This is a genomic window from Bacillus sp. NMCN1 (assembly GCF_002998085.1).
In the GTDB taxonomy this organism is placed as follows: Bacteria; Bacillota; Bacilli; order Bacillales; family Bacillaceae; genus Bacillus.
Window position 1 is genome coordinate 817,595 of record NZ_PVQL01000002.1, and the last position, 24,371, is coordinate 841,965.

Genomic DNA, 24,371 nt, shown 5'->3' on the forward strand with positions numbered 1-24,371 from the left:
TTTGAGGTCCAAAGCTTTTTCGTTTTTACATGAAGTAATAATCTAAGAGGAGTGTCAGTAAAATCCCTGTTAAGCCGCCAAAGAAGACTTCAATCGGCTTATGACCAAGAAGCTCTTTTAATTTCTTTTGCTTCTCTTTTTCTTCCGCACCTGGGAAATTCTTTGCTTCGGAAACAAATCGGTTAAAATCTGTCACCAGCTTGTTAAGTACAGTCGCCTGTTCTCCTGCCTGCCTGCGCACACCTGTCGCATCGAACATGGTAATAATGGCGAAGATGGCGGAAATGGCAAAAATAGATGTATCTAGCCCGTGCTCTAAAGCCACTGCTGTTGAGAGTGCTGTTACGGCTGCGGAGTGTGAACTTGGCATTCCGCCTGTGCTTGTAATGAGCGACCAATCTAGTCGTCTAGAAATGATAAATTGAATCGGTACTTTTACAAATTGAGCAAAAAAGATGGCTGCAAGGCTGGCAAGCAGCGGAAAATTCGTCAGTACGCTCATGAACAAGAAACATCCTCTCTGTAAGAAAAAATATCGTGCGAAATAATGGACTGTTTACCCTAGTAAGATGAAAAAATGATAGCAGTATCAAATGCTGCCAAGTCCATGTTCAATTATAACATTAAAGAAAGTAGATGTGGAACGAGGAGAATGAGGACGAGCTGCACAAGTTTTCATCGCTTTTTTCATGATGCCCTTCCGCGTGTAAAAATATAAATGTTCATCAAGTAAAGACAGCCTGGCAATGATCGTATAGGCACGCAAATTTTGATATAATAGAAGTTCAATGTGAAAAATGGAGTTCATTGAAGGAGCGTGTGATAAATATGTTTTTCTCGACAAATGAATGGCAACATAAAGATACACTGGCGATCGGACTTTTTCAAAAGAGCCAATTATCAGGAAAAGCAAAAGAAATGGATGAATTACTGGAAGGACGAATCACTGAATTATTAAAAGAAGGCGATATTTCATCTAAACGAAATCAGCTTTCGAAGTTTTTCCCATCCCCTGAGACAGGCATCAAACGCATTTATTTTGTCGGACTTGGGAAGGAATCAGATTACACGTTTGAAGAGGCAAAAGAAGGGTTTGCCCATTTATTTAAAAAGCTTCATCAAGATAAAAAGCAAGCGGTTTCGGTCTTGCTGGACACGTTTATTGGAAAGGATCTGCCTGCCCAAGATGCTGCCCATGCCCTTTCTGAGAGCTGCCTTTTAGCTACATATGAATTACAAGATTTTAAACATAAAACAAATGAACCGGATCGCTTCATCGAGTTTGTTTATGCAACGACGGATCATGATACAGCTGAAATTCAGGCTAGTCTGAAAGTGGGCGAGGTCTACGGACAGTCCGTCAATTCAGCCCGTACCCTTGTGAATATGCCGCCGAACATGCTCACATCCTCTGATCTGGCTTCGTACGCAGCAGAGCTTGCGTATAAATACGAATTTGAAATTGAAATTTTAGATAAAGAACAAATGGAAGAGCTCGGCATGGGCGGAATTCTAGCTGTCAATAGAGGCTCAACAGAACCACCAAAGCTCATCGTTCTGAAATATCAAGGCAAGGAAGAATGGACAGACGTTATCGGGCTTGTCGGTAAAGGCATCACATATGATACGGGTGGCTATTCTTTAAAGCCAAGAGCCAGTATGGTTGGGATGAAAACAGATATGGGCGGCTCAGCCTCTGTTTTAGGCGCCATGGAAATCATCGGTGAACTGTGCCCAGAGCAAAATGTCATTGCTGTCATTGCCTCGACAGACAATATGATCTCGGCCGACGCCATGAAGCCGGATGACGTCATTGTGTCACTTAGCGGTAAAACAATCGAAGTGCTGAATACGGATGCAGAAGGCCGTCTTGTTTTAGCAGATGGTGTGACATATGCGAAGCAGCACGGTGCCTCTGTCCTTATAGACGTGGCCACATTAACAGGCGGGGTCATTGTGGCACTTGGAAATGAGACAACAGGCGTCATGACGAATAACGACGAACTGTATGCTCAGTTTAAAGAGGCATCAGAAGAATGCGGTGAAATGATTTGGCAGCTGCCAATCACTGAAAAAGATAAAAAGCGCGTACGAAACAGCAAAATGGCTGATCTCAATAACTCACCAGGCCGCGATGGTCATGCCATCATGGCAGGAGCTTTCATTGGTGAATTCGCTGAGAATACCCCTTGGGTTCACTTAGATATTGCAGGAACAGCAACAACTGAAAAGCCTTCATGCTTTGGGCCAACAGGGGCGACAGGTGTGATGGTGAGATCATTGGCCACATTTGTGGAACGATTTGAAGGAATGAAATAAAGGATCAGGCTCTGCCAAATGGCGGGGCCTTTTTTATGTAGGACAAACGCCATTTGACGTAGTATTTTTTCTATGGTAACATACGTTGGTACTTTAATTATCTACTACATTAGTAAACTAAAGGATTTCGGGGGTTTCACCATGAATGCAGTTGTTTTAGCGGTTGTTTTAATGTTGATATTAAGCTTGCTGCGGGTCAATGTCGTAATTGCGCTGGCACTCGGTGCTTTGGCTGGCGGACTTGCAGGTGGATTAGGCCTTGGAGGAACAGTGGAAGCCTTTACTGACGGGCTCGGAGGAAATGCGACAGTGGCGATTAGTTATGCGCTTTTAGGGGCATTTGCTGCGTCGCTGACAAAAACGGGTCTTCCAGATGCCATGGTTGAAGGAGCAGTGAAGCTTCTAGGAAAAGAAGGCGACTCAAGAAGAAAAACATTATCAAAAGTACTCATCATTCTTGTGATTTTGATCGTATCTTGTTTTTCACAAAACGTCGTTCCAGTTCATATTGCCTTTATTCCAGTCTTAATTCCACCATTATTAAAAGTGTTCAATGAACTTCAAATCGACCGCAGACTGCTAGCATGTGTGATGACTTTCGGACTGACTGCACCATATATTTTATTTCCAGTCGGATTTGGACAGATTTTTCACGGGATGCTTCGTGATAACATGAAAGAGGCAGGATTAACTGTACAATTAACAGATGTTCCACTAGCCATGCTTATTCCTGTAGCAGGCATGATGCTCGGGTTGCTTGTTTCACTTTTTGTGTATCGGAAACCAAGAGTATATGAGGATCGAGATATCACGGACGTAGAAAAATCAGCTTATACAAAAAAGAGCTTATTCTTTGCAGCGCTGGCTATCCTTGTATCACTCACTGTCCAGCTTTATTTATCTCAAAGCCTTGGCGTGGAAGGAATGATCTTCGGTGCGCTGGCAGGCCTTCTCGTTCTGTTTGTCACAGGCATGATGAAACGGGATGAAGCTGATGCGCTTATTACCTCCGGGATGAATATGATGGCATTTATCGGCTTTGTGATGCTTGTAGCGGCAGGATTTGCCAACGTATTAACGAAAACAGGAGATATTGAACAGCTAGTGAAAGCATCTTCTCAGATCATTGGAAACAATCAAAGCGTAGCGGCCATTTTAATGCTATTAGTTGGTTTGCTTGTGACAATGGGAATTGGCTCATCCTTTGCGACGATTCCAATCATCACAACTATTTTTGTTCCGTTATGCATGCACCTAGGATTTAGTCCATTAGCCACGATTGCAATTATCGGTTCAGCTGCGGCTGTTGGGGATGCAGGTTCACCTGCAAGTGACAGTACGCTTGGACCGACATCTGGATTGAATATGGATGGACAGCATCACCACATTTGGGGTACCTGTGTTCCAACATTCGTATTTTATAATGTACCGCTTGTCCTGTTCGGCTGGCTTGCGGCGATTATCCTGTAAGATGAAAAGCTTATAGAGAAAACGATGATGTTTTTCTATAAGCTTTTTTGTTGTTCTCATGTGAAAAAATAATTAGGACAAAAGTATGACTTGAATGAATCTTTTTTCCCTTATCTTACGTATATATGCTGATAAAAATGAAAAGGGGAAGATGTGACATGTCATTTTTTAAAAAGCTAGCGGCAAGTGCAGGAATTGGTGCGGCTAAAGTAGATACCATTTTAGAGAAAAACGCTTATTATCCAGGACAAGAAGTAACGGGAACTGTTCATGTAAAGGGCGGAAAAATTTCTCAGGACATCCGTTTTATTGATGTCAAGCTTCAAACACAGTATGTGATTGTGAAAGATGATGAAGAGCGTAGAAAATATGCGGACATCTATTCTTTACGGGTGACGGATTCTTTTACCATCCAGCCTGGAGATAAGCATGAATTTCCGTTTTCATTTATTCTTCCTATTGATACCCCGATGACTGTCGGAAAAGTAGAAATTGCAGTGATGACAGACCTTGATATCCAAGGCGGAATCGATAAATCTGACTATGACCGTATTTTTGTTGAAGCACATCCTTGGATAAAAAATGTGCTGGAAGCCACCAGAAATCTCGGCTTCCACCTGAACGAAGCGGACTGTGAACAGGCGCCTTACTTCCAGCGTCGTCTGCCATTTGTTCAAGAATTTGAGTTCATTCCAACATCAGACTACTATCGCTATATGCTTGATGAGTTAGAGCTGATTTTTCTGATAGATGAAGGCGGATTAGACATCATTTTCGAAGTCGACCGCAGAGCAAGAGGCCTGAGAGGATGGCTGGAAGAGATGTATAATGACGGAGAACAGCTTGTTCGCTACCGCTTCACTCAATCAGATCTTGAAGATGTAGAAGCGCTTGAAGGAATGCTAGAAGCAATCATAGATCAATACGCTGAGTAATGATGAAAAGAGCCTGAATGAAGACAGGCTCTTTTTTCTATGATCCACTTGAAGATGATGTCTGCACTTATGACGCAGCTTGTTGTTTTCGAAAGGACGTGGCTTTTGAAACAGATCGATAAATTTTAGGTGCCAGCATCGCAAGTAATATGGTCAATGCGTAGTCTTTCACCATAAACCAGATCATAAAGAACCACGTGGTTTGATAGGAAATGGGTGCATTCAGCCACACATTTAATGCGAGGTACGTATAAGTGGTTCCGATCACATACATGACGGTCGTACCTGCAATAGCTGCAAGCAAAAAGCGTCCAAAGCCAGGATTTTTTCTTTTTTCTAAAATGAATCCAGCTAGCCATGCAGCAGGGATATACGATAATACAAAACCGCCGCTTTTGCCTAAAATGACCCCAAAGCCCGCTGAGAACTGTGCGAATACAGGTGCACCAGCAATTCCGACTAAGGCATATACAATCATAGCCAATGCGCCAAGCCGTCTGCCAAGCAAGAGACCAGCAAGTACACAAAAAAACGGCTGCATCGTGAGTGGAATTCCGCCGACCTGCAAAAACGGCACAATCGATGTGATATTGGCTCCAATAGCCATGAGTGCGGCAAACATTCCGACTAGCACAAAATCAGCAGTTCTTGTTTTCTGTTGCATCATGTTTCCCCCTGTCTTATCTGTACAAATAGATTAAGGGGATGAGGAGTATTTGTCAACCTGTTTTTATTGTTGGTTAACAATAAAACCCGCCCATCAAAAGGGCGGGTCTGTATTAAGCTTCTGTCATAGAAGACGCATCGATCGCTTGATGAACTGGCACATAATCATAGCTGAGATCACGAGCGACGGCTTCATATGTGATATGTCCGTTCATGATATTGACGCCTTCTGCGATGGCTTTGTTTTCTTGAATGGCTTTTGCGGCGCCTTTATTGGCAATTTGCAGCGCGTATGGAACGGTGACATTCGTTAAAGCAACAGTCGATGTCCTCGGAACCGCTCCAGGCATATTGGCCACTGCATAATGTAAAATGCCGTGTTTTTCATAAGTAGGCTGATCATGTGTTGTGATATGATCCACTGTTTCGACAATGCCGCCTTGGTCAATGGCTACGTCTACTATGACGGAACCAGGCTTCATTTGCTTCACCATTTCTTCCGTCACAAGCGTTGGTGCTTTAGCACCTGGGATCAGCACCGCACAAATGAGAAGGTCTGCCTCACTGACTGAATCTGCAATGTTGACAGGGTTAGACATTAACGTTTTCATTTGATGGCCAAATTGATCGTCCAGTTGACGCAAGCGTTCTGCGTTTACGTCAATAAGAGTGACATCTGCGCCAAGTCCAATCGCCATTTTTGCAGCGTTTGTTCCAACAACGCCGCCGCCTATAATTGTGACCTTCCCTCTTGATACCCCTGGTACGCCTGCGAGCAAGATGCCTTTACCGCCTTTTGGCTTTTCTAAAAATTGTGCACCGATTTGAGCGGCCATTCTTCCTGCCACTTCAGACATTGGTGTTAAGAGAGGGAGTGATTTTCCGTCCGTTACTGTTTCATAAGCAATAGCTGTAACGCCTTTTTGTTTTAAAGCTTCAGCCAAGGAGGGCTCTGCGGCAAGATGCAGGTACGTAAATAAAATGAGTCCTTCTCTGAAATATGAATATTCCTCAGGTAATGGTTCTTTTACCTTCATGATCATATCAGAAGATGCCCACACATCTTTCGCTTGATCAAGAATTTCTGCACCAACAGATACATAATCGTCATCAGTGAATCCGCTTCCAAAACCAGCGTTTGTTTCAATTAAAACCTGATGTCCAGCTGAAAGTAATTGAGAAGCTGCTCCTGGTGTTAATGCCACTCGGTTTTCATTGTTCTTAATCTCTTTCGGAATGCCGATGATCATGTTTATTCCTCCCATGCTTATCTATTCATATTGTATGTCTAGTGTATCCTGAATGTTTAAAAAATGCTTCGGTTGAAATAAAAAATAAAAAAACGCCTCTTTGTGAAATTTCACAAATGGACGTTTTTTAGCTTCATATCAAGGTATATGGTCATTTTCTCATTCATGTTTTTTAAATCTATTTCTGCAATGTCTGTAATACGTTTTAATCTGTAATTCAAGGTATTAATATGGATGTTTAATTGCTTTGCGGCAATATTGGCATTGCTGTCACAGTCAATAAACCGTTCAAGGGTTTCGACTAGGTTGGAATGATGCCTCAGGTCGTAATCTTCCAGCTTTGATAAAGAGTAACTGGAGTAAGATGAGCCCCTTCGTTTTTCAGCGAGTACATCTAAATATTGATAAATACCGAGTTCAGAAAAACTGTGTAAACGTTCGGTTTCAACAGGAAAGCGCTCTTTTGTTTTTAATACAGCCAGTGCTTCTTTATAGGAAGGCTGAATATGAGAGATGTTATCGTAAATTCCACCAATCGCTGCTTGAACGTGATGGATATGATAACGGTCAGACAGCTGCTGCAGCATGCCGCTTGTGAATTGTTTAATATCCTGCAGCGGGTGTTCCGTTTTTGGTGAGACAAGAATAATGAATTCGTGAAAATCAACAGTCGTTAGCAGCACTTGGACTTGCTGCGTTGTTTCAAGCAGGTAAGATAGCTTTTTTTCTGTGTCCTCTGTGAGTTCGTCACGAAGGCGGAAGATGATGATGGCATACGTGTCTGGACATCTGATGCCAAGTCTTAAAAATAGGTCTAGCATCTCATCTTTTTCATGAATATGACCTGTGAGCATCTTCCAAAAAAGCTCCTGATTGCGTTCTTCTGTTTTCGTTTTGCGAATTTGTAAGTTAAGTAATTTGTTTTTAACAGCATGTGCTGCCATCTTCAGAAGGTCCATTTCTTCTTCTGAAAAAGGCTGTGTGGATTCAATGGCCCAAATAAATCCGAGCACTTCTTTGTCCTTCCAGATTGAAATGGCCACCCTGCTAGATAAACCCACCTCTGCAATTTGAGGTACACGAAGCGGTTCGTCTGTTTTAAGAAGTGTAGGAATGATACCGTCCTTCCAAAGCCGATTGATGACTTTTTCTGGTACCCGGCGGGAGATAATGGTTGAAGTTCTGGCGGGATCAGTAAAATCATTATGTGTGCTATAGGCCAATAATCGATGATGAGTATCTTCTATAGTAATAGGGCAATTGAGCACATCACTAATTTGGTCTGCCACATCCTCTAAACGATCAAGACTATACTTAAATGGATCTGTCCTTTTTGTCATTAAAACCCCTGCTTTTTCGAATATTTCACGTACTTACATTATGAAGAGAATGAGGTACGTAAATCAATAACAAAATGCCAAAAATTTAAAAAAAGAGATTGTCCTGAGAAGTGAGCACATTGATGTTGAATGAAGACGAAAAAGAAATAGTACAATAATAACGTAGTAAAAAATCAATAGGCGGAAAGATTCAGTGAAGTGTGTCTACACTTATTAAGAATATATGACCAAAAAAATGTAAAATACTAGATAAAGAGCGAAAAAACAGTAATTCTATAGACTCATTTTGTAAAATAAAAACAGATTTGTTTGACTGTGTATCATTTCTGTTTTTATAATGATAACGTCAAAAAATAAGTGGATTAGCCCATTATATGGTGGCTATGCCCGGGAGGTAATGAGGAATATGTCAGGAATTATTCGCGTAACCCCAGAAGAACTAAGAGCGACCGCTAAGCAATATGGTGTTGAAAGTCAAGAAGTGTTAAACCAAGTTGATCGTCTAAATAGAATGATCTCTGATTTAAAAGGAATGTGGGAAGGTGCTTCTAGTGAAGCATTTGCTGATCAATACGAGCAGTTAAAGCCTTCATTCATCAAAATGTCTGATCTATTAACAGATGTCAGCAATCAGCTTGATCAAACGGCAAATACACTTGAAAGCACTGACCAAGACATCGCCAGCCAAATCCGCGGCTAATCAAAGGGATTTCCTTTCTAAGTGTGAAAAGCAGAAAAAGCGCCGAGTGTGTCAATGGATGCCGGCGCTCTTTCTATTTTGTGAGGTGGAAATTTGTGTATATCGATATTACCATCGACTTAAAAAATTACGATGGCAGTGTGTTTGATTTGAGACTATCAAATTATTTACATATTAAACAAGTCATCCATATCGCCTGGCAGGCAAAACAAATCTCACTTCCTAAGCGAGAAGGCGGATGGGTGCGTGTAGTCAATAAGAAAGCTGTGTTTTCAGGCGAATATAAGCTGTCAGACTGTGGCATCACCACAGGTGACAGGCTGGAAATACTATGAAAGGACTTTTGTAAATGGCAGATAAAAAGAGTTCCTATTTAGAAGAACAATTAGAAGCAGTCATGAAAAAAGAAGGTGGCACCTACAGCTTCATTTTTCAAAGAGAGACGATTAAACTCTTAGACGGTTTAGAAGCGGCACCAATCAAAGACATCAACCCTTCATTCAAAAAAGAGATTCAATTAACTGAAGATGAGGTCATCATTTCGATCCAACCGCCTCCTGCCTATCAGGAATTTCGTTTCATCCATGCGAAGGATGAAAAAAGCAAATGGATTTTTTCATACCAGCTTGTCGATGCAGTTTGCAAACACGACGTGAAGCGGCTGCATCCTATTGTTTCTCCTGAAAACATTGTTTTTCATCAAGGCTTAGCTCCTGCATTTTTGCATTACGGGGTCAAAGAAAGCATCCCGCCATATGAAACGGATGAGCATCGTCTGTTAAAAGAGGTCAAAGCCGTCATTCTTCGAGTGGTAGACCATGAATATCAGTTTCAGGAATATGCCTTTTACAGTGAGACGCTGAAATTATCTGAACTGGCAAAAGAAATCAGCGAAACGCAGACTTTGGAAGAATTGTCTGCACTGATTCAACAAAAAATCGAAGCGATTGAAACGAAAGAGAAAACGCTATTAACCATTCCGAAAAAGAAATGGAAGATCGAACGATACATTGGACTAGGTCTGCTTGTCCTGTTAATCCCTGCATTGGTGTACACCATTTACACCTTCTTTTTTGCGATGCCGAAACAAGAAGCGTATGTCGAGGCAAACAAATATTATCTCAACAAACAGTACAGCCAAGTGGTGGATACGTTAGAAAAATATTCAGCCAATCAAATGCCGGTCTCTCTTCAATATGAACTGGCCATTTCCTATGTACAAACAAATCAAGGCAACCTGTTACTCGATCAGCATAAAAAAGAAATCACAGATACATACACATTACAGACTGATCCGCAATATTTCCTTTTCTGGATTCATATTGGACAAGGCAATAGCAAGGAAGCACTTGATATTGCAAGGGTACTTGGAGACGACCGGTACATATTCACGGCACTCGTCGCCTACCGCAATGACATTCAAAACGATGACAGTCTTTCCGCTGAAGAAAAACAAAAACAGCTAGACCCGATCATTAAGGAAATGGCGAAATATGAAGAAAAAGAAACAACAGAGACTAGCACCAATGACTCCTCGGGCGCCAGCCAAACAGATGAAACAGCTGAACAAAAAGAGCAGTCAAAAGCCGATCAAGAGAAAGAATCTGAAACGAAAAAGAAAGCCTCTCAGACGAAAAAAGATGAGAAGAAATAATGCTTTCGACACAACTGACAGTTGGTGCTGTCCCATGAGGAGGTGGAGCGTTTGAGTCTTCTTTGGGTTTTTTATGAGGAGGATTATCAAACCGTCCGTTTAGACGAGCAGTTCAATCGAGAAGCTGTGATTGGACCTGAAATAGAGCATACGGTGACAATCCCATCACTTTCGTTTGATGAAGGGGTCATCCGTTTATCTCCCGATGAACTGAATGATGGCTTTTCCATTTATCAGGGTGAAGAGAAGGAAGGAAAATTACTTCCACATGAACCATATAAAATTGGATCACTTACACTTATGTTAATGGAAGCACATCATGACCAACACATTTATTACCTAGGAAATAGAGTCGAGCTGTCTTTTTCACGTGAGGAGAAAGATGAGATCGATGTGTGGAAAGAACAAGCGCATTCCATGTTTCAAGATGCCAGCCAGTTTACTTTGGAGAAAATCGAAGGAACTTGGTATGTCATGCCTCAGGACGAGACGATTTATGTGAATGGGAAAAAAATCCACGGTCCAGAGAAGCTTTATATTGGAGATGAGCTGTTTTGGAACTTTCTAACGGTGACATTGAAAGATGATGATTTATTGCAGGTGACTGCATATGAACCCTTTCAAACACGTTTGGAAAAAACAAGAGCACCAAGCACAGAAACAAAACAAAAATATCCTTTATATAGACGAACACCGCGTTTAATTTATGATCTGCCAGATGACCGGGTATCCTTTAGCTTTCCTTCGCAGGAGAGTGAAAATAACAGCAGAGGGCTTTGGCTTGTTGTCCTTCCGCCGCTTGTGATGCTCCTTGTGATGGGGATTGTCGCTCTTGTCCAGCCGCGCGGGATCTTTATTGTCGTGTCGATGGCGATGTTTATCATGACATTAATCACATCGTCCGTTCAATACTTTAAAGAGAAATCACAACGCAAAAGAAGGGAAGAGAAACGACAGCGAGTCTATTCTCTTTACTTAGAAAATAAGCGAAAAGAGCTGCAAGAGCTTTACGACCGCCAGCAGTATATTTTGACGTATCATTATCCGTCATTTGAACAAATGAAGTACTTAACATCAGAAATTAGCGGCCGGATTTGGGAAAAAACACTTGTGAGTGATGACTTCTTGCAGCTGCGTCTTGGGACGGGGGCAGTCCCATCAAGCTATGAATTATCGATGAGCGGCGGCGATATGGCCAATCGTGACATTGATGACTTAATGGAACAAACGCAGCACATGCAACAGGTCTATCGTGAAGTGAAGGATGTACCCATTACATTTGGTCTTGCAGATGGACCAACAGGATTGATTGGAAAGCCAGCCATTGTGAAAAAGGAGCTTCATCAGCTTGTCGGACAGCTTGCTTTCTCACACAGCTATCACGATTTGAGATTTGTTTTTATCTTTCATGAGCAGGAGTATGAGAATTGGGAATGGATGAAATGGCTTCCGCATTTCCAGCTGCCTCATACATACGGCAAAGGGTTTATTTACAACGAACAAACACGCGATCAGCTGTTGTCCTCAATTTATGAAATTTTACGTGAGCGTGATCTAGAAGAAGAAAAAGAGAAAAAGATCTTTACGCCTCACTTTGTGTTTATCGTGACAAATCACGAGCTCATTGCTGAACATGTTATTTTAGAATATTTAGAAGGCAGCCGGACTGACCTTGGCATCTCAATTATCTTTGCTGCTGAAACAAAGGAAAGCTTAGCTGAAAATATCTCGACGCTTGTCCGTTATATTAACGAAGAAGAAGGAGATATTCTCATTCAGCACAAAAAAGCCGTCCGAATTCCATTTCAGCTTGATACACATGAGCGCTGGGACAATGAGCTGTTTGCCAGAACACTGAGAACATTAGATCATCAAGTCGGAATGACCAACTCGATTCCTGAAACGGTCTCCTTCCTTGATCTTTTTCATGCCAAACAGGTAGACGACATTGGCATTCGTGAAAAATGGCTCACATCGGAAACGGCAAAATCACTATCTGTGCCAATCGGTTATAAAGGGAAAAATGACATTGTGGATCTGAATCTGCACGAAAAAGCTCACGGCCCGCACGGCTTGTTGGCGGGAACAACAGGATCAGGGAAAAGTGAATTTTTACAGACGTACATTTTATCGCTCGCTGTACACTTTCACCCACATGAAGTCGCTTTCCTATTGATTGACTATAAAGGAGGCGGAATGGCGCAGCCGTTCCGAAATATTCCTCATTTACTAGGTACCATCACCAATATTGAAGGCAGCAAGAACTTTAGTGAAAGAGCGCTTGCCTCAATTAAAAGTGAATTGAAGAAAAGACAACGGTTGTTTGATCAGTATCATGTGAATCACATCAATGATTATACGAAGCTCTATAAGGAGAAAAAGGCTGAACAGGCAATGCCTCATTTATTCTTAATCTCTGATGAGTTTGCTGAATTAAAAAGTGAAGAGCCGGACTTTATCAGAGAGCTTGTCAGTGCTGCACGTATCGGCCGAAGCCTCGGGGTTCATCTCATTTTGGCTACACAAAAGCCAGGCGGGGTCATCGATGATCAGATTTGGAGTAACTCCCGCTTTAAGGTCGCATTAAAAGTACAAGATGCGTCAGACAGTAAGGAAATTTTGAAAAATAGTGATGCGGCGTCCATTACCGTGACAGGCCGCGGCTACTTACAAGTGGGGAACAATGAAATTTATGAATTGTTCCAATCAGCATGGAGCGGTGCGCCATATATGGAGGATGGCTACGGATCAGAAGATGACATTGCCATTGTGACAGATACTGGACTTATTCCGTTATCAGGGGTAAGCACAGAGCCGGCTGTGAAAAAAGAAACAGTGTCAGAGATTTCTGCTGTTGTAGATGAAATTGAACGTATGCAGCAGGAGCTTGGGATTGAGAAGCTCCCAAGTCCATGGCTTCCACCGCTTGAAGAACGGATTCCAAAAACACGTTATGCGTCGAGTGAAGAGCATGTCTTCCATTTTGCGCTTGTCGATGAGCCAGATCAGCAAAGCCAGCATCCACTTTCTTATCAAATGATGGAAGATGGGAACATTGGCATCTTTGGTTCCTCCGGCTACGGCAAATCACTTGCTGCGACAACACTGCTCATGAGCTTTGCGGAGAGATATTCACCTGAAGAATGGCATGCGTATATTTATGACTTCGGAAACGGGACATTGCTTCCGTTAGCCAAGCTGCCGCACACGGCGGATTATTTCTTAATGGATCAAATGAGAAAGATCCAAAAGTCGATGACGCGTTTGCGGGAAGAGGTTGAATACCGCAAGCGGTTATTCAGGCAGCAGGAAATGAGTCATATCAAAATGTATAACGCCTTAAATGAGAAAAAGCTCCCGTTCATTTTCATCGTGATCGACAACTTTGACATTGTCAAAGACGAAATGCATGAACTTGAATCTGAATTTATCCAGCTGAGCCGTGATGGACAATCATTAGGAATTTACTTCTTGATTACAGCGACTCGGGTAAACGCAGTTCGCCAATCTCTTATGAACAACCTGAAAACAAAGGTTGTCCATTATTTAATGGATCAAGGAGAGGCGTACTCGATTATTGGCAGACCGAAATTCAGCTTAGAACCGATTCCAGGACGAGTCATTATCAATAAAGAAGAGCTTTACTTTGCACAAATGTTCCTGCCAGTTGAAGGAGAGAACGATCTCGAACTGTTTGAGCATTTGAAACAAGAGATACAGCTTCTTCATGATCGCTTTGAATCAGCTGAAAAACCAAAGCCTGTGCCAATGCTTCCTGATAAACTGACCATTTGGGAGCTAGAGAGTCGTTTAGAAGAACAAAAACAGCCTTATGACATTCCAGTCGGACTAGATGAGGAATCTGTTGCACCTGTTTACTTTGACTTGATAAAGAATAAACACTGCCTCATCATCGGTCAAACGCAGCGAGGGAAAACAAATGTGACAAAACTGATGCTTGATCAGCTTTTAGCAGCAAAACCTGAGAAACTGGCCGTGTTTGATTCGATTGATCGGGGTCTCTCTCATTATGCAAAAGAAGAGAACATCGATTACCTTGAAACAAAGGATGATATCACCGAATGGGCAGAGGAAATAGACCGTTTATTCAAGGTGCGGGAAGAGATGTATGTCGAAGCTGTGCGCCGGGGAGAGACTGATCAGTTGTCGTTCCCTCAAATTGTGCTTGTGATTGATGGCATCACGCGTTTTCAGCAGACGATCGATCCGCGCCTTCAAGATCAATTGGCTGATTTCATGAAGTCATATGCACACCTAGGCTTTAGCCTGATCGCATCAGGGAATCATACCGAATTCAGTAAAGGCTATGATGCCCTCACAAATGAAATTAAACAAGTTCGTCATGCCATGTTACTCATGAAAAAATCAGAGCAAAACATCATACCGCTTCCGTATGCAAGACAAGAACCAGATATTCAGCCAGGCTTCGGTTATCTGGTTGAGAACGGGAAAGAGAAGAAAATCCAGGTTCCTTTATGTGCGGTAGAAAGGAAGAGTGTTCAATGACAGAGCAGCAAAAAAGCTACATCAAAATCGTATCGACCATGATATTGATTCTTGTTCTGCCGGTTTTATTTTTCCACCTCATTGGAGATGACCCGGCAAAACAGAAAAAGAATGCCACACGTAATATTGCTGTGGTCAATGAGGATATGGGAGCGAGCGAAAGTGAAAACACCGCTCGTTTCGGACAGGATGTCGTGGCCGCATTATCAGAGCGTCCAGATTATACATGGACCGTAGTGAATCGCAGTGCGGCGGAAAATGGACTGAAAAACAGAAAGTATGACGCTGTCCTCTATATTCCGTCTGATTTCTCTAAAAATGTGCTCAGCTATGATAAAGACCATCCTGAAAAGGCATCCATTCAATTTTCTATCCAAGATCAGCTCAATTCAGTCAATAAAGAGAAAGTGCAAAGAGAGCTGGAAAATGCGCAAAAGAAAATGAATGAACAGATGTCGACGTTATACTGGAGTTTTGTATCACAGGAAATCGGCAATGTCAGAGAAGAGTTTGAGCATATTGTCGGCAAGGAAGTCGAATTCCAAAACACGATGTATAACTTCTATAAGCCGAACTCCAACAAACTATCAGATGCCGTTCAGCAGCAAAAGAAACAAATAGAAGAATTAAAAAATGCGATGACCGATTCACAGAAGCAGTATAAAGACGGTCTGAGTACAACAGAAGAAGCAAAGAACCAGTTAAAGGACTTTGTGAAAGTAGTCGATCAATATCAGCAGTATCAAGACAAACAAAAGGACCTCTTGATCAATGCGCAATCGACAAGCCAAAAACAAATCCAGCAAGGGCTCAAACAGCTCGCTGATATTCAAAACCAAAATGCCCGCAGCTTTAGTGATCAAATGGGCGGACTAAAAACAGACATCAATGGGGTACAAAGTCAGCTGAACACAACGGACAGCGCGATCCAATCTGTTCAAAAGTCAAGAGAGGACGCTATTCCTAAGCAATCTACGGGGTTAATGGAACTTGTGATAGCGTCTCAGGAAGAACTGATTAGTAATTATGAGAAACAATATCTAGCTTATATGGGGAACAAAATATATCACCAGCAAGAACAAATAAAAACCTTAAGAAAAAAAATTACTAATGTAAAGGAAGAGCCAGAGGATCCAAATGAGGATACGAACAATAAAGAGGAAGAACCTCAGAATACCTCTGATGATTTAAAAATAAATCTTGAAGACGAAACAAAAAAAATAACTGAAATTTCAACAGAAATAAGTCAATTGGCAGACAAAATGACAGAAAATGAAGAACCCGAGGAGCCAGTTACTGAACAACAAGAGGAAATAAACCCTGACGAAACATCTGAAACAAAATCAATTTCAACTCAATCGAAAGAACAATTAAAAGCACTTTCTTTAAAATTAGAAGATATTAAGAAAAATATAGAAGGAAAAACAACAGCTCATAATGAACAATTAGATGGAAAAATAAACCAATTGAGCAAGGAATTAAATTCTTTAAAAGATAAAATAATTTTATTAGAGAAGAAAATAATAGAGCTAGAAACTAAATCTAATAAAGATATTAATAGGATAAAGAAACAAATCCAAAACCAAGAATCTTCTATTACACGTAAATTAGAGGAGTTAAAAACAAATCAATCTCCATTAAATAACTATACATCTAGCATGGAGAAACTTATAGATTTTAATACAAAATCAACAGTTGTATCTAACTTATTAGATTATTCAAATGAATTAGCACAGTATGAAGCGTTACTTAACAGTTTCTACACAAATTCTTCCCCATTACTAGACAGTAAGAAAGAGGAAATAGAATCCATCCTCTCCATCAAAAAAGAGGAAACAAAAAACTGGGATACGCTCAAAAACCAAATGCTAACATCAAACGATGATGTGTCTACTTTTATTGATGAGATGCAGAAGTTTTCAGATGGATATGCAGAATACATTTCGACACAGCAGGCAAGCATGGAACAGGAATTAAACACAATTTCTGAAAGTGCGGACAATGTTGCGGAGCAAATGGCTGATCAAGGAGATGCAGTGTATACGGCAGATCTTGCAGGCAGTTCAATTGTTGTCAGTGCACAGGATTCAATTGGTCAGGAAGTGCTTCGTCTTTCTGAAAATATGAGTTCGTTAACCGACCGCCAAAAAGGGGTGGCGGATTATACGAATAACATTGAAGAGAGTGTGACAACGGTTCAAGAAAAAGCGGATACGCTAAATGAAAACTGGAGCAAGAATGTTAATTCCACGAAGCTTGTTCAGCAAGATTTGAAAGGTATTTTAGGAAACACATTGAGTGATCAAGGCAACAGCAACTATGTGTATAACCATTTAGCTAATCCGCTGAAAATTAGCGGCGATGTACCAGAAGAAAAAACGCAGACTGTACCGCCAGTGGTCATTTTGGTCATTGTAATGATCAGCAGTTTGTTAATTGGCTTTTTCAGCTCGTATTATGCGGCAGCTCCGATGCTGGTTAAAGGTGCACTGTTTGGCATCTTAAATCTATTAGTCGGGCTCATGATCAGCTTGTTTGGACTGAACATTTACAAACTTGCAGATGATCAAGCGATTCAATGGTCCATTTTCACGATCTTACTATTAGTGGCTTGCTCCGCCTTTATTCGCACGGCGTTCCTTTTCGGCTCTATTGCCGGATGGATGGCAGCAACGGTGCTTATTTTCTTCTTTGTCGCACCATTAATTGATTTGGTGATGCCGAATTTCCACTTTACCAATCCAGTGACAGACGTGTATCTGTCCATCCAATATGGAAATGGAGATCACTTTGGTATGGGTGTTATAGGATTAGTGATTTTAACTGTCCTCTTCATGGCCATCCCGCTTGTGACAAAGCTATGGAAAGATAAAACGGAGGAACGTGATGTGACTCATGAGGCTTAATCTGTTCGTGAAAGGGGTGGCACTTGGTGTCATGTCCCTTTTTCTCCTCATTCCTGCTGCTTTCGCTGCTAGTGAAGATACGGATACAAATGTCAAGCCGAATGAATATCAGGAAAAAGAACTCAATATTAACTCAAGCATATTGAGGGATCAAACGAAATACGAACAAAGTAAAAAGACATCAACAGTCAAAACAGACATTCATTTTGCTGAACCGCCTAAAAATCCGGGAGGGTCTCTTTCTCCGCAGCTTTTCAGTGATCTAAAAGAGAATCCGCCCAAAACATCAGCTCATATGATGGAAGAGATGAATATCTCTTTTCGTGATGCGGCTGTATCAGCACCTTCTGGCGATGATCACAAGAAGCAGTCATCAGCACTGCTTCCGATCATCTTTGGTTTCTTGATCGTCTTTGGCATCGTCGTGATGTTCATTCTGATTCCAAAGGTGAATGTGAAGGCTGAAAAGAAATAGCCTGTCTCTTTAAAAAGAGGCAGGCTTTTCTTATGCAGATTGCTTGATGTCATGCCGTTTCACTACGTAAAATAGGGTTATCAAGGGAGGAGATTGTTATTCGAATTTCAATTGTTACAGGCGGATCAAAAGGATTTGGCCTAGCACTTGTGAACCGGCTGCTTTCACGCGGAGATCACGTGTACACGGCAGCAAGAAGCGTGTCGCCGATTTCTCATCCGAAGCTTACACATACACAGGTCGACCTGACAGATGAGAAAGCAGCAGCCAAATGGCTTCAAGATAGTCTCACGCCGCAAACACTGGCAGCTGCTGATGACATTTTATTCGTCAATAATGCAGGCATGGTGACACCTATCAAACGTGTGGGGCAAGGCGGACAGGATACGCTTCATCAGCATTATACGTTGAATCTTGTCATCCCTGTTTTGCTGAGCCATGTTTTTACCAAGCAGACTCAATCATATAGCGGGAAGAAAACGATCGTCCACCTTTCTTCTGGAGCGGCGAAAAACCCTTATAAAGGCTGGAGTGCGTATTGCAGCTCAAAGGCAGGACTTGATATGTTTATGAGGGCTTTGCATGAGGAACAGCAGGACGAGGCGTATCCAATCATCACGTTTTCATTTTCCCCCGGCACGATTGATACAGATATGCAGGGAGAGATTAGGAAATCATCAAAACAGGACTTCGAACAAATTGACCGTTTTCAGCAATTATATGAAACAGGCACGCTGAAGAGTCCAGATGAAGTCGTAGGAATTCTGCTCGATCTTTTAGCGGATGATCCAGCTGGCGGATGCGTATACGATGCACGTGAGTATGTGAAAAAGCAGTCATAACGACTGCTTTTTTTCGTCTTGTACAAGCAAAACCGGCTGATTTGACATAAGCTAATTTTGAGACTCATAGAAAATATAACAGAACATTTGAGTTTCTTTTCAGAATATGTTAGGATGCTAAAAATATAGATAAGGAGGGGTTTCCATGAGAAAGGTTACATTAATGGATGTTTACACCCATCCAGTTGCTCAAAAGTATTTAAATCGTTCAGGAAAAGCCCATGCGATTGCTTGTGCTTATCACGCATTCAAGCTGGCGATGCAGGCGGGAATTAACCCAGATCTGGCTGTGAAAGCAGCTCTTTTGCATGACATCGGTCACTATGAATGGTATACAGCCGGCGGAGAATGGGATTATGAGACATATAGACGAAATGATATTCATGCCATTAAAGGTGCAGAGCGGGCACACAAACTGCTCATACGGCTCGGGGAGGAACCAAAAGCAGCCAAAGATATTGCACTTGCGATTCTGCTTCATACGGATTCATATTTGCCAGAGGGCGACCTCCATAAGGACACACTCCAACAAATTGTGAAGAAAGCAGATGAAATGGATGAAGAGCCTGGCGGACATCACCATTACAGACAAATAGACGAATCATTGGCAATGAAAAAGATTGCCGATTTGGATCAGAAAGTGCAGCAGGCACTCCAGCCTATGAAACGCTCTGTTTAGTATGGAATGTCTCCATGAATTGTTCCTTGCTGATCGACATACAATGTGCGAATAACGGTACGGTTAAACGCAGATGTTCCTGACGCAGTGAGTCCGGTGTAATGCACCGTGACGGAATATGCACCTTCTTTTTTCAATTGAACGGCTGATGAGGTACTTGTTTTCAATGGATGATCTTTTTTGGCATCTTGAAAGTAAGTGGTTTCCACCGTTCTGCTTAACCGTTTAATCAGACCGCTTGAATGGGTCGATGCATCATCCCCTGACTTCGATGCAGCTGCTTTGATTTCATCATTTAATGGTGAATCAAAGGATACAAGCAGCAAATAGGGAGCCTTTTTTCCTGAATTCGATCGAATCGTCCATTCTCCAGGAACGGGTTTATTGATTTGTACATGGTGTGAATATGCGCCTTCATATGGGAAAGATGCTTCCGATGTCTTAAGATTTGTGAAGACGTCTCCATTTGGGGCGATGATTTCAGGCCGCGTCTCCTGCCTTTCATTTAACCACTGAATCGATAAGCCATTCGTTCCTTCCTCTACATAGAACGCTTCTGTTTTATCCTTTTCATTTTCTCCGCCTTTCACATAAACATCTGTATTCAGCTCAGTAGAAACGGGTTCTTGTTCCTCTTTATTTTCATTTTCAGCGCTTGCGACATTTGCCAGCAGCTGATGCTGGAACACAGGAAACATACTTGTGCCGTTTTTAATTGAATAGTGATCCCATTTTCCCGTTAAAATATTGTTTGCATACGACAGTCTTGTGCTGTTTACTGTGACAGCGCCATCATTTGCACCAAAGCTCTTTAAATACATGCCGCCTAAATATAGCACACCGCCAAATGTTCCCCATTCCGAGCCAGAGTAGGTGACATATTTATTGGGAAATGTCTCCAGTTGGTCGGTTTCACTTCGAAAAGCCGCCATCAGACCGGTTTGCAAAGAATAAAGCGCGTCGCTTTTTTGTCCAAGAATTTGTGCGAGCCAGCTTCCGCCCTTGCTATACGCTAGATCCGCAAGCGGTGTCCCGTTATGAGGAGAGCCGAGAGTAATGACTTTTTCCACATAGGGATGGGCTTTGAAATACACCAGTGCGGACTGTGTATCGACCCCGCCTTTACTATGACCAATCACAATGAGTTTTCTACCAAACGCATCATAGATTTCTTTGAGCTTTTCTGCTAATAGTTTGCCGTTCTTTTTCATGTCCTGATCTGGATACAAATCTATGAATGCGCTTTCGTATCCGTTCAGAACAGCCTGCTTTGCCATATCGTTTCGATCGGACCAAGTGGAGGAGGAGCTGTTAATGCCATGAACAAAAACAAGTGGTGGTTTTGACTCGTCTTTTTGAACGGGCTCTTCTCCTTTAAACCACTTCCCCGGCGTCCCAGGTGGATCTCCAATTGTGCCTGCATACGCATAACTTGCAGAGGATAGAAAGAGCATGACACAAACAATACAGATGAGTTTTTTCAAGACAATTCACCTCTTCAAATGATTTAAATTGTTGGCAGCACCAATCTATTATACTTCTTAAAAATGTAAAAACACACTATTTGTAAAAATATGGTATTAACGTTGTAGATTTGCCTTGAGTGACATTCACATGGGTTCATGCATACGCTGTGGGTAAATACACAAGTAAAGGGGCAGGTAGGATGGCACAACAAGGAAGTCCACAGCTTGTTTCATTAGTTGATCCATATGTTTATCAAACATTGCAGAAAGTGGTCGGTATGAGATTAATTGTGCAAACAGTGAAAGATACGGTCCGTGGGAAATTGAAGGAAGTCATGCCGGATCATATTGTGATTGAAGCGGGGGCGAAATCAGTTTTTTATGTGCGGATCCAGCAAATCGTGTCGGTGATGCCTGATCACAGTGAAAGAGTGTAACAAGCAGACGCATAGGTGTCTGCTTTTTTTCATGCTTATAGAATGTATATCTGGAAAAAGTGCATGATATACCAATTGTTCTTTTTTTTTCAAAAAATGAGGTTCTAAAACAAGAAGCAGTTGACAGAAGGTGGGTTGAATAGTAGTTTTTTAATAAGATCAATACGTAACAGGAGGAGCATCTTTGTTAAAATCTAAAGTTCATTTTTGGACATTCCAAATATTACTTGTTTTACTCATTGTGTATGTATCAACAAAGGTTTCGTTTTTATTTCAGCCGATTATTTTATTTGCATCAACACTGTTTGTCCCTATCTTGCTGGCGGGTATTCTCTTTTTCATCTTTAATCCAATTGTTCGATTTTTGTCCAAGAAAATTCCTAGGACACTCGCTATCCTGATCATTTATCTCCTGTTCATTGGACTCATCACGTTCATCTTCAATGCTGCTGGACCGGTGATTGTCTCGCAGGTCGGTGGACTTGTCAAAAGCTTCCCTGGTTATGTGACGGACATGCAGAAATTTATCAATGAATTTTCGCATTCTAAAACATTTACTTGGATGATGAACCAAGATTATGTATCTGTCTCAAAGTTTGAACAGACGATCGTTTCGACATTAAAAGATTTGCCGGAAAATATCGCTTCAAGTATGTCTGCGGTGTTTGGTGTGATTGCCAATATTGCCTTAGCTGTCATCACAGTTCCGTTCATTTTGTTTTATATGCTGAAAGACGGGCATAAGTTTCCGGACAAGCTCGTTCAATTTTTGCCAATGCCTTACCGTAAGGAAGGATTGAAGATTTTTAAAGAGTTAAACGACACACTTGCGGCTTATATACAGGGGCAGATTGTTGTCTGTTTATTCGTTGGAGTGGCTTGTTTTATTGGATACTTATTAATTGGTGTGAAATATGCACTTATTCTCGGTATTATCATTGCGGTCACAAATGTGATTCCGTACCTTGGACCATATCTTGGCGCGGCACCAGCTGTGCTGATTGCCTTTCTTGATTCGCCTGGAAAAGCAGTGGTGACAGTGATTGTGATTCTTATCGTGCAGCAAATTGACGGGAATGTTATTTCTCCATTGATCATTGGGAAACGCCTTAACACACACCCTTTGACCATTATCCTGCTATTAATTGGGGCAGGAAGCTTTGGCGGTATCCTTGGCATGATCTTTGCGGTTCCTGTCTATGCACTGCTTAAAGCCATCACCCTGAATATTGTCAGATTGGTTCAGCTGCGTCAGCGGTCTCGCAAAGAACAGCATTTAAACGTATAGGACAGATGCACAACTTTTCCCTTTTTGCATAAGATGATTGACATAAGCAGATAGGGGGAGATTCTGATGCCTGCAATCGTTGGGCCTATTCATATCGAGTCATTAGGAGGAAACGGTGCAGCTACTTTCGGTGATGTACTGGCCATTGCCCCTTTGGCTGTAAACCACTCCACTGGCGGGGCGGGAGCCTTTAATTCAGGTGATTATATGTCTCTTACAAGTGATCCTAATGCGACGATGCTTTGGGACTTCACATTGTTTGACCAGTCTCAATCATTTAATGCATAGAAAGACAGCTGGTGATCAAATATCAGCTGTCTTTTTTTATTTGTGATACACGTATTGTTGAACTGGGCATATGATGTGGATAGAAAAAGTGGTGGAGCAATGCCAGCGATTGTTGGACCTATTCATATAGATCGTGTTTACGGAAATGGGGAGGCACATTTCGGTGATGTTTTTGCTATTTCACCAAAAAGTGTTGATCACCGCCGGTGGTTCAGGTACCTATAATGCAGGGGACCTCGTTCAATTTTTTAACAGTCCAAACGTCACATTTGTTTGGGATTCAAATCTTATTAGTCAGCAAAAGAGCTTCAATCCGTAGCCAGCTTTGAAAGGGAATTCCTTTTCAGAAGCTGTCTTTTTTTATGGTACAATGGATATGGATGTAAGAAGAAAAAAGAGGTGTGAACAGAGTCATGAAAATTAGAAAAGCACACATCACAAGCCGGCAACCAAAGACCTACAATGTATATTTACATGAAAATAAAAAAGAATATAAAACGCTTGTTGCCGTACCTGACATTGAATGGAGTATATCCATTGCGTACGAGGACGAAAAAGAGCAGCTGATTCATACGCTCGAGCAATCCTTAATGGAAAGAGCAGAAACAGACGAAGCCCGTGAACTTGCACTAAAGATTGTGCACTGGGTCACAGAAATGTAAATTTAAAAACCAGGAGTGAAAACAGCGATGAAAGAAGAATCCGTAGACTTTTATTTGCAGCAAGGGATATTTGGACATGCTGAAACAAAACCCGATGAAAGAAGAATGTTTCTCGGTTCCTTAAGGGAACGAGCGCTTCTCGCCCTGACAAAGGGACAGGTATTACGAAATAAACCGTATCAAGAGGTAGAACAAGTATTAAAGGCCAACCGTCAGGCCACTGTTCTTTTAAACGGTGAGTTGTCCTATGCTTCTTATTCTCAATATGTGAAAATGGCTAATGCCGCTGGATGTTCCTTTAAAGTGGTGAATCATCATGAGGCACATTCTCCTTTTGGTCTTGTGATAGAGCTGCCAAATGCGGTTAATCAAGAGCATATCTATATAGAAGATGAGCTGTTTCAAAAGGCTTTTTCTCACGAATCTGTTGAATAGGTTTCCCTAGTGAAATGAATAGGCTATAATGA

At 41.7% G+C, this 24,371-nt stretch carries 21 protein-coding genes and 1 pseudogene; 17 read left to right on the forward strand and 5 right to left on the reverse strand.

The genetic code is table 11. The features are described 5' to 3' along the window. Positions 1–25: 25 nt before the first annotated feature. Positions 26–502 carry a divergent PAP2 family protein gene (locus C6W21_RS13985; RefSeq protein WP_106050848.1) on the reverse strand — a complete coding sequence of 159 codons (477 nt, stop codon included), beginning with the start codon at positions 500–502 and terminating at the stop codon, positions 26–28. Between the two features lie 326 nt (positions 503–828). Here C6W21_RS13985 and C6W21_RS13995 point away from each other — a divergent pair, with 326 nt between their 5' ends. From C6W21_RS13995 to C6W21_RS14005, 3 genes are all read left to right on the forward strand, one after another. Continuing rightward, positions 829–2,319, forward strand: coding sequence for a leucyl aminopeptidase (locus tag C6W21_RS13995; RefSeq protein ID WP_106050850.1), 1,491 nt, complete (start codon positions 829–831; stop codon positions 2,317–2,319). Positions 2,320–2,460: 141 nt separating this feature from the next. After that, positions 2,461–3,789 (forward strand): Na+/H+ antiporter family protein, encoded by a 1,329-nt coding sequence (locus C6W21_RS14000; RefSeq protein ID WP_106050851.1) that lies wholly within the window; start codon positions 2,461–2,463, stop codon positions 3,787–3,789. 158 nt (positions 3,790–3,947) lie between these two features. Further along, positions 3,948–4,724: a sporulation protein gene (locus tag C6W21_RS14005; protein ID WP_106056530.1), complete on the forward strand. Its 777-nt coding sequence runs from the start codon at positions 3,948–3,950 to the stop codon at positions 4,722–4,724. A 67-nt stretch (positions 4,725–4,791) separates the two neighbouring features. Here C6W21_RS14005 and C6W21_RS14010 read toward each other — a convergent pair whose 3' ends face one another. The 3 genes from C6W21_RS14010 to adeR form a co-directional block, all read right to left on the reverse strand. Next, a complete protein-coding gene (locus C6W21_RS14010) occupies positions 4,792–5,391 on the reverse strand; it encodes a biotin transporter BioY (protein WP_411266031.1) in 600 nt (199 codons plus the stop codon). A gap of 112 nt (positions 5,392–5,503) precedes the next feature. Further along, entirely contained in the window at positions 5,504–6,640 is a 1,137-nt protein-coding gene (gene ald, locus C6W21_RS14015) for an alanine dehydrogenase (RefSeq protein ID WP_106056532.1), read from the reverse strand. 110 nt (positions 6,641–6,750) lie between these two features. After that, complete coding sequence (adeR, locus tag C6W21_RS14020; protein WP_106050854.1) at positions 6,751–7,980, reverse strand: sporulation transcriptional activator AdeR; 1,230 nt, start codon at positions 7,978–7,980, stop codon at positions 6,751–6,753. Positions 7,981–8,386: 406 nt separating this feature from the next. Here adeR and C6W21_RS14025 point away from each other — a divergent pair, with 406 nt between their 5' ends. The 8 genes from C6W21_RS14025 to C6W21_RS14060 all read left to right on the forward strand — a co-directional run bounded on the left by C6W21_RS14025 (position 8,387) and on the right by C6W21_RS14060 (position 19,763). Next, positions 8,387–8,680, forward strand: coding sequence for a WXG100 family type VII secretion target (locus C6W21_RS14025; protein WP_003213769.1), 294 nt, complete (start codon positions 8,387–8,389; stop codon positions 8,678–8,680). A 95-nt stretch (positions 8,681–8,775) separates the two neighbouring features. After that, positions 8,776–9,015: an ESX secretion system protein YukD gene (gene yukD, locus C6W21_RS14030; protein WP_003213579.1), complete on the forward strand. Its 240-nt coding sequence runs from the start codon at positions 8,776–8,778 to the stop codon at positions 9,013–9,015. Positions 9,016–9,029: 14 nt separating this feature from the next. Further along, positions 9,030–10,334 carry a type VII secretion protein EssB gene (gene essB, locus C6W21_RS14035; protein WP_106056534.1) on the forward strand — a complete coding sequence of 435 codons (1,305 nt, stop codon included), beginning with the start codon at positions 9,030–9,032 and terminating at the stop codon, positions 10,332–10,334. 51 nt (positions 10,335–10,385) lie between these two features. Continuing rightward, positions 10,386–14,861, forward strand: a complete 4,476-nt coding sequence (gene essC / locus C6W21_RS14040) for a type VII secretion protein EssC (RefSeq protein ID WP_106056536.1) — start codon at positions 10,386–10,388, stop codon at positions 14,859–14,861. Then, positions 14,858–17,767, forward strand: a complete 2,910-nt coding sequence (gene esaA, locus C6W21_RS14045) for a type VII secretion protein EsaA (protein WP_106050857.1) — start codon at positions 14,858–14,860, stop codon at positions 17,765–17,767. The genes essC and esaA overlap by 4 nt, the downstream gene beginning before the upstream one ends. Then, positions 17,757–18,242 carry a type VII secretion protein EssA gene (essA, locus tag C6W21_RS14050; protein ID WP_106050858.1) on the forward strand — a complete coding sequence of 162 codons (486 nt, stop codon included), beginning with the start codon at positions 17,757–17,759 and terminating at the stop codon, positions 18,240–18,242. Before esaA ends, essA begins: the two co-directional genes overlap by 11 nt. Positions 18,243–18,340: 98 nt before the next feature. Beyond that, on the forward strand, positions 18,341–19,084 hold the full coding sequence (locus tag C6W21_RS14055) for a (S)-benzoin forming benzil reductase (RefSeq protein ID WP_189318204.1): 744 nt from the start codon (positions 18,341–18,343) through the stop codon (positions 19,082–19,084). Between the two features lie 145 nt (positions 19,085–19,229). Continuing rightward, positions 19,230–19,763 carry an HD domain-containing protein gene (locus C6W21_RS14060; protein WP_060597222.1) on the forward strand — a complete coding sequence of 178 codons (534 nt, stop codon included), beginning with the start codon at positions 19,230–19,232 and terminating at the stop codon, positions 19,761–19,763. On the opposite strand, the gene C6W21_RS14065 is transcribed toward C6W21_RS14060, so the two are convergent. Next, positions 19,760–21,247 carry an esterase/lipase family protein gene (locus tag C6W21_RS14065; RefSeq protein WP_106056538.1) on the reverse strand — a complete coding sequence of 496 codons (1,488 nt, stop codon included), beginning with the start codon at positions 21,245–21,247 and terminating at the stop codon, positions 19,760–19,762. The genes C6W21_RS14060 and C6W21_RS14065 overlap by 4 nt on opposite strands. Positions 21,248–21,429: 182 nt before the next feature. Between C6W21_RS14065 and C6W21_RS14070 the strand changes: the two genes are divergently transcribed. The 6 genes and pseudogenes from C6W21_RS14070 to C6W21_RS14095 all read left to right on the forward strand — a co-directional run bounded on the left by C6W21_RS14070 (position 21,430) and on the right by C6W21_RS14095 (position 24,339). Further along, entirely contained in the window at positions 21,430–21,666 is a 237-nt protein-coding gene (locus C6W21_RS14070) for a YuzF family protein (protein ID WP_003213721.1), read from the forward strand. Positions 21,667–21,850: 184 nt separating this feature from the next. Beyond that, positions 21,851–22,954: an AI-2E family transporter gene (locus C6W21_RS14075; RefSeq protein ID WP_106050861.1), complete on the forward strand. Its 1,104-nt coding sequence runs from the start codon at positions 21,851–21,853 to the stop codon at positions 22,952–22,954. Between the two features lie 66 nt (positions 22,955–23,020). Beyond that, the gene (locus C6W21_RS14080; protein ID WP_106050862.1) at positions 23,021–23,242 is read left to right on the forward strand and encodes a spore germination protein; all 222 of its coding nucleotides are present in this window, start codon (positions 23,021–23,023) and stop codon (positions 23,240–23,242) included. A gap of 99 nt (positions 23,243–23,341) precedes the next feature. Beyond that, positions 23,342–23,495: pseudogene (locus C6W21_RS14085) on the forward strand (spore germination protein); the annotation flags it as partial. Between the two features lie 160 nt (positions 23,496–23,655). Beyond that, complete coding sequence (locus C6W21_RS14090; protein WP_034660684.1) at positions 23,656–23,904, forward strand: YueH family protein; 249 nt, start codon at positions 23,656–23,658, stop codon at positions 23,902–23,904. A gap of 27 nt (positions 23,905–23,931) precedes the next feature. Further along, positions 23,932–24,339 carry a YueI family protein gene (locus C6W21_RS14095; RefSeq protein ID WP_106050863.1) on the forward strand — a complete coding sequence of 136 codons (408 nt, stop codon included), beginning with the start codon at positions 23,932–23,934 and terminating at the stop codon, positions 24,337–24,339. The last annotated feature ends 32 nt before the right edge of the window (positions 24,340–24,371 follow it).

Coding starts and splice junctions, on each gene's coding strand:
- C6W21_RS14080 (WP_106050862.1), top strand. CDS start 23,021: ATGCCTGCAATCGTTGGGCCTATTCATATCGAGTCATTAGGAGGAAAC.
- essA (WP_106050858.1), top strand. CDS start 17,757: ATGAGGCTTAATCTGTTCGTGAAAGGGGTGGCACTTGGTGTCATGTCC.
- C6W21_RS14060 (WP_060597222.1), top strand. CDS start 19,230: ATGAGAAAGGTTACATTAATGGATGTTTACACCCATCCAGTTGCTCAA.
- C6W21_RS14025 (WP_003213769.1), top strand. CDS start 8,387: ATGTCAGGAATTATTCGCGTAACCCCAGAAGAACTAAGAGCGACCGCT.
- C6W21_RS14000 (WP_106050851.1), top strand. CDS start 2,461: ATGAATGCAGTTGTTTTAGCGGTTGTTTTAATGTTGATATTAAGCTTG.
- C6W21_RS13985 (WP_106050848.1), bottom strand. CDS start 502: ATGAGCGTACTGACGAATTTTCCGCTGCTTGCCAGCCTTGCAGCCATC.
- essB (WP_106056534.1), top strand. CDS start 9,030: ATGGCAGATAAAAAGAGTTCCTATTTAGAAGAACAATTAGAAGCAGTC.
- C6W21_RS14070 (WP_003213721.1), top strand. CDS start 21,430: ATGGCACAACAAGGAAGTCCACAGCTTGTTTCATTAGTTGATCCATAT.
- C6W21_RS13995 (WP_106050850.1), top strand. CDS start 829: ATGTTTTTCTCGACAAATGAATGGCAACATAAAGATACACTGGCGATC.
- esaA (WP_106050857.1), top strand. CDS start 14,858: ATGACAGAGCAGCAAAAAAGCTACATCAAAATCGTATCGACCATGATA.
- adeR (WP_106050854.1), bottom strand. CDS start 7,980: ATGACAAAAAGGACAGATCCATTTAAGTATAGTCTTGATCGTTTAGAG.
- C6W21_RS14005 (WP_106056530.1), top strand. CDS start 3,948: ATGTCATTTTTTAAAAAGCTAGCGGCAAGTGCAGGAATTGGTGCGGCT.
- C6W21_RS14095 (WP_106050863.1), top strand. CDS start 23,932: ATGAAAGAAGAATCCGTAGACTTTTATTTGCAGCAAGGGATATTTGGA.
- C6W21_RS14010 (WP_411266031.1), bottom strand. CDS start 5,391: ATGATGCAACAGAAAACAAGAACTGCTGATTTTGTGCTAGTCGGAATG.
- C6W21_RS14090 (WP_034660684.1), top strand. CDS start 23,656: ATGAAAATTAGAAAAGCACACATCACAAGCCGGCAACCAAAGACCTAC.
- ald (WP_106056532.1), bottom strand. CDS start 6,640: ATGATCATCGGCATTCCGAAAGAGATTAAGAACAATGAAAACCGAGTG.